5 protein-coding genes are annotated in these 4,846 nt (G+C 69.8%); 4 read left to right on the top strand and 1 reads right to left on the bottom strand.

Features of this window, described 5'->3' with window-relative positions:
* Positions 1-389: 389 nt before the first annotated feature.
* Complete coding sequence (locus IEZ03_RS16315) at positions 390-1,133, bottom strand: DUF6073 family protein (RefSeq protein WP_132045012.1); 744 nt, start codon at positions 1,131-1,133, stop codon at positions 390-392.
* 586 nt (positions 1,134-1,719) lie between these two features.
* On the opposite strand from IEZ03_RS16315, the gene IEZ03_RS16310 reads away from it, so the two are divergent.
* From IEZ03_RS16310 to IEZ03_RS16295, 4 genes are all read left to right on the top strand, one after another.
* Entirely contained in the window at positions 1,720-2,304 is a 585-nt protein-coding gene (locus tag IEZ03_RS16310) for a carboxymuconolactone decarboxylase family protein (protein WP_184883623.1), read from the top strand.
* Between the two features lie 10 nt (positions 2,305-2,314).
* Positions 2,315-2,656, top strand: coding sequence for a hypothetical protein (locus IEZ03_RS16305; protein WP_184883625.1), 342 nt, complete (start codon positions 2,315-2,317; stop codon positions 2,654-2,656).
* A 145-nt stretch (positions 2,657-2,801) separates the two neighbouring features.
* A complete protein-coding gene (locus tag IEZ03_RS16300) occupies positions 2,802-3,383 on the top strand; it encodes a carboxymuconolactone decarboxylase family protein (RefSeq protein WP_184883627.1) in 582 nt (193 codons plus the stop codon).
* 11 nt (positions 3,384-3,394) lie between these two features.
* Positions 3,395-4,846 (top strand): aminotransferase class V-fold PLP-dependent enzyme (locus IEZ03_RS16295; protein ID WP_221480677.1); only part of this gene is annotated, 1,452 nt, incomplete at its 3' end.

Genomic DNA, 4,846 nt, shown 5'->3' with positions numbered 1-4,846 from the left:
GGCCCCGACGACGAGGACGCCCTCGCCCTCGGCGACCACCGACACCAGCAGGTGGCGGCCGGCGTCGGTGAGGCCGTAGACCAGGGTCGTCCCGTCCGGGCCGGGAGCCGTCCAGTAAGGCCGCCGGAGCAGCACTTCCCGCGTCTCCTCCCGGCTGACGCCGTTTCCGGCCGCATTATCCGGCCAATTGACATTCCGGATCGCGTCCAGCATGGCACCCGCCTTTGAAAGCCAATTGCAGAGGATATGGACAGCGTAATGAACGCGCTTTCCGGCCGGAAGCGGAAGCCCGCCGGATCAACCGGCGGGCTTCCCCGGCCTGCCTGCCCGGACCCGTCCGCACCGCGGACGGCGGGCTCCGGCTCAGGCCGGTTCGGGCGGTCCGGCGGCTATGCCTTGAGGAGCACCTCGGCCAGCGCCGGCGAGATGGTCACGCTGCTGATCGGGATGTGGTGCAGCAGCGCGCCGATCTCGATGTCGGCCGCGACGAGCTCGCCGACCGGGCGGTCCTCGCTGTCGTACAGCGGGTACCGCGCCGACGTCCGCGAGACGTCGCCGATCGGCGGGACCATCGCGATCCGGGACTCGAGCCGCACCACGCGGTCACCGGTGTGGACGACCTGGCCGAGCTGCTCGATCTCGAACTGCGGGTAGATGTCGGTGACGCAGTCCTTGATCGGCATCAGGGTGCCGTCGCGGGACGGCGTCGGCCGGACCCGGGCGCCTTCCGGCTTGGCCGGCGTGTTCGAGACCTTGACCTGGCCGAAGACGTCGCTGTGCCCGGTGACCTGGAGGGTCAGGAACTGCGCGGTGATCGTGGAGGTGGCCCACTCCAGCTCCACGCCGTCGGCCGCGAACGGGTCGTGCCGGCGGTAGATCGCCATGCCGTGCAGGTCCACGATGTCCTCGCCGAGGCCGTCGACGAGCACGTGGATGCGCTCGCGCACGGTGAACGCCTCGAGGGCCGGCGGGGTCAGCGTGTACGGGCGGATCGGGTACAGGTTGCCGGGCCCGCCCCAGGCGGACTCATGGCCCTTGACGACCGCGTCCGGGCTGGGGCTTTGCGAGCCGTCGGACCCGACGCCGATGCCGCGTTCCATCACGCGCCGGATGATGTTCTCGGATTCGCTCATGGCAGAGCCTTTCGGTGGGGATGTGGAACTGGACCGCAGGGGTCTGGACGGGCGGCCGACACACCATGGGTTTTCGGATTGGTTGACGATCTGGGCATGGTCGACCAGGCGTTCTCGGATTCGCGTGTGGGCTCGCGGTCTGGTCGCCGAAATTGTGGTCGTTTCGTGTCGGCTCGCCGGGTTCCAGGCAAACACTTTAAGAATCGATAGTCAATCGGGCTGAGCAGTACACTCCGCGCCGGGACGAGGGCCGACACGGGCGGATGTTCAGCCGTACGACCACGGCAGCCGCGTCTCCAGGCTCGACGCAGCGCTATATGTTTCTAAAGTGTTTCCGGGGACCGCTGTGCCCGGTGGGCGGCCGGGGCGGAACCCCTCGTGCCGCGGACGTGCTGCTCAACCGCGAACTTCTCGCGGTTGAGCGACCGGACCCGCACGGGAATCCGCTCAACCCGGCATTGGCGGGAAACGCTTTACCGGCGCACCATTTAGGGGCAATCCGGTGCGCACCGAGGGACCCGTGCTGCGCGGACGGCGCCGCCGGGCGGAAGCGCTGACGATCAGCGATGCGGACAGGGAGTGAGTCGTGCGCCTGGCGAACCTTGAGACGGGGCAGCGGAAGCCGGCCAGGTTCTTCATGCTGATGGCCTCAAAATCCTCCGGGGCGGAGATGGCCGACGTCGTCAAGATGATCCTCTACCGCCCGGAGTTCTTCGGCCGTGCGGTGAGCGAGCTCTTCGCGGAGGCGATGCGCGGCCCCTCGTTCTGGACTCCCGGCGAGCGTGAGTACATCGCGCTGACCATCGCCCGGCTCTTCAAGATCCCGTACTGCATCGACATCCACACCGAGATGATCGGAATCGCGGCCGACGGCGAGGTCGACGTCGCGGACGCCGATACCGCGCGGCCGGAGTTCAGGGCGGTCCTCTCGTTCGTCGAGAAGGTGATGCGCTCCGCCGAGCCGGTCTCCGGAGACGACCTCCGGGAGGCTCGTGAGCTGGGCGTCCCCGACGACGCCGTGGTCGAGGCGCTCCACGTCGCCTTCGTGTGGAACGCCGTCGACCGCCTGGCGTTCGCGTTCGACTTCAAGCTGCTCGAAGGCCAGCTCACGAAGGGGACGCGGGCCCTCCACCAGTTCGGCTACCGGTTCCCCGCATTCACGCTGCGCTGAAAGGACGGCCATGCGCAACAAGGACCCGCGCAACAAGGAAGAGTCCACCGCGGCCAGGTACTCGCGGCTCATCGCGGAGCTGCGCGCGGGTGTGTTCGAGGGCTCCGGTCAGACCGCTCCCGCGCTGCGCCGGGCCGCCGCCACCGGAGAGGCGGCGCTCGCCGATCCCTGGTCGTCCTACACCGCGAAGATCAGGGACGAGCCCTGGGACGTGACGGACTCGGACATCGAGCACCTCAAGGCGGCCGGCCACAGCGAGGACGAGATATTCGAGATGACCGTCGCCGCCGCCGTGGGCGTCTCGCTGGAGGCGCTCGATGCCGGCCTGCGCGCACTGCGCGACGACGCCTGATCTCATTACCCGCCGGGCATCACCGCCGCATTCTTTCGCGCCTTTAATTCGAAGTCGCGCCACAAACATGCAGCGTTGACTAGATATTTTTAAAGTGTTCTACTGGCGGTGCAATCAAAGGCCGCCCGCTATCGAGGAGGGCAAGATGCCGCACATTCCTGTTCCCAAGGAAAGTCCCGGTACCTTCGGGCTCTTCCAGTTCCGGCCGGAGACGGCCGTGCCACTGCTCGAACTCTGCGAGGTCCTGCTCCGCGCGGACAACGCGCTGACGCGCGGTGAACGTGAGATGATCGCCGGATATGTGTCCCAGGGGAACTCCAGCGAGTTCTGCCGGGACGGGCACTTCACCATTGCCGCCCTGCAGATGGAGGACGGTTTCGACGTCGTGCGCGCCGTGCGGGAGATGCCGGACGAGGCGCCGATCAGCGCCAAGATGAAGGCACTGCTGCGCATCGCCGAGAAGGTGCGGATCGGCGGCCGGTCGGTGCTCGGCACCGACGTGGACGCGGCACGGGACGCCGGGGCCACCGACGTCGAGATCCACGACACCGTGCTGATCGCCGCCGCGTTCTCGATGTTCAACCGGTATGCGGACGGCCTGGACGCGGTGGTCCCCGAGAACCCCGACTTCCATGACGTGGTGGCGCAGCGGGTGGTCGACCAGGGGTACTCCAGGATGGCGCGGATGATCGCCGAGCCGGCCCCGGCGGCCGGCGCCTCCCGGTGAGCCGACCCGCCGTGACCGTCGAAGCGCAGGAGGAGCTCGGTGCGGCCGAGTTCTCGCGGGCCTTTCCGGGCTACATCGCCACCGGCCATCTCGACCGGATCCGCAAGGAGGACTTCGGCCGTCTCGACGACCAGGACCTCGTCTACGTGGACTACGCCGGGAGCGGGCTTCCAGGCCGGTCCCAGATCGCCGCGTACCAGCAGGTCCTGTGCGGGGGCACCTGGGGCAACCCGCATTCGGAGAACGGGCCGTCCCGGCGTTCCACCGAAGCGATGCACCGGGCCCGGCAGGCGACGCTGCGGTTCCTGAACGCTGACCCCGAGGAGTACTCGGTCATCTTCACCGCGAACGCCTCCGGCGCCCTGCGGCTCGTGGGGGAGGCGTTCCCGTTCGGGCCGGAGTCCCGGCTGGCGCTCTTGCAGGACAACCACAACTCCGTCCTCGGCATCCGGGAGTACGCCACCGCATGCGGTGCCGCCGTGGAGACGATCCCGCTGCGCCCTGACCTGCGGGCCGACCCCTCCGCCGTACTCCAGGTCCTGGATCGGGCGAGCGCGTCCCCGTCGCTGTTCGCATATCCGGCGCAGAGCAACTTCTCCGGCGTCCGGCATCCGCTCGGCTGGGTCCGCGAGGCGCAGTCGCGCGGCTGGCGGGTGGCGCTCGACGCCGCGGCCTACCTGGCGCTGTCAGACCTTGATCTGCGCACCGACAAGCCCGACTTCGTCCCGCTGTCCTACTACAAGATCTTCGGCTGGCCGACCGGGCTCGGGTGCCTCGTCGCCCGCAGCGACGCGCTCGCCGAGCTGCGCCGCCCGTGGTTCGCCGGCGGGACCGTGGTGGCGTCCAGCGCCCGCGGCGGATGGCACGCACCCGCCGCTCCACCGGACGGCTTCGAGGACGGGACGCCCGACTTCACCGGCGTGCTCGGGGTGCCGATCGGCCTGGACTACGTCCGGGAGACACTCGGCCGCGAGGCGGTCCGGACCAGGGTGCGGTGCCTGCTGGACTGGCTGCTGGACGCGATGCGCACCCTCCGCCACGGCAACGGCCTGCCGCTCTGCGCGCTCTACGGCCCCGCCGACACGAGGGACCGCGGGGCGACGGTCGCGTTCAACCTCCTGGACGCCGACGGAGCCCTCGTCGACGAACGCGTGGTGGAGAGCGGCGCGGCCCGGAGCGGGATCGCCCTGCGCGCGGGGTGCTTCTGCAACCCCGGCGTGGGGGAGACGATCTTCGCGCTCGACCCGGAGGACCTGCTCCGCGCGGGACAGCGACCCGCCCTCGCCACGGCGGAGGCCTACCGGCGCGCGATAGGGCTCCCCACCGGCGGCGCCCTGCGGATCTCGCTCGGCCCGGTGAGCGACCTGCGCGACGTGTCGCGGCTGATCCGGTTCCTCAAGTCGTGGCGGGACTACCGCGCCGCCGCGGACGACGCGCCGGACCCCGCCGAGCGGACCCGCTGC

Origin of the sequence: Actinomadura livida, assembly GCF_014648675.1 — a bacterium.
Classification (GTDB): Bacteria; Actinomycetota; Actinomycetes; order Streptosporangiales; family Streptosporangiaceae; genus Spirillospora; species Spirillospora livida.
Note: the sequence above shows the minus strand (reverse complement) of the source record. Positions and strands in the feature narration are given on the sequence as shown.

Bases quoted from the DNA above. Each gene is read 5' to 3' on its own strand.
- IEZ03_RS16315 (WP_132045012.1), bottom strand. From the start codon at position 1,133: ATGAGCGAATCCGAGAACATCATCCGGCGCGTGATGGAACGCGGCATC.
- IEZ03_RS16305 (WP_184883625.1), top strand. From the start codon at position 2,315: ATGCGCAACAAGGACCCGCGCAACAAGGAAGAGTCCACCGCGGCCAGG.
- IEZ03_RS16300 (WP_184883627.1), top strand. From the start codon at position 2,802: ATGCCGCACATTCCTGTTCCCAAGGAAAGTCCCGGTACCTTCGGGCTC.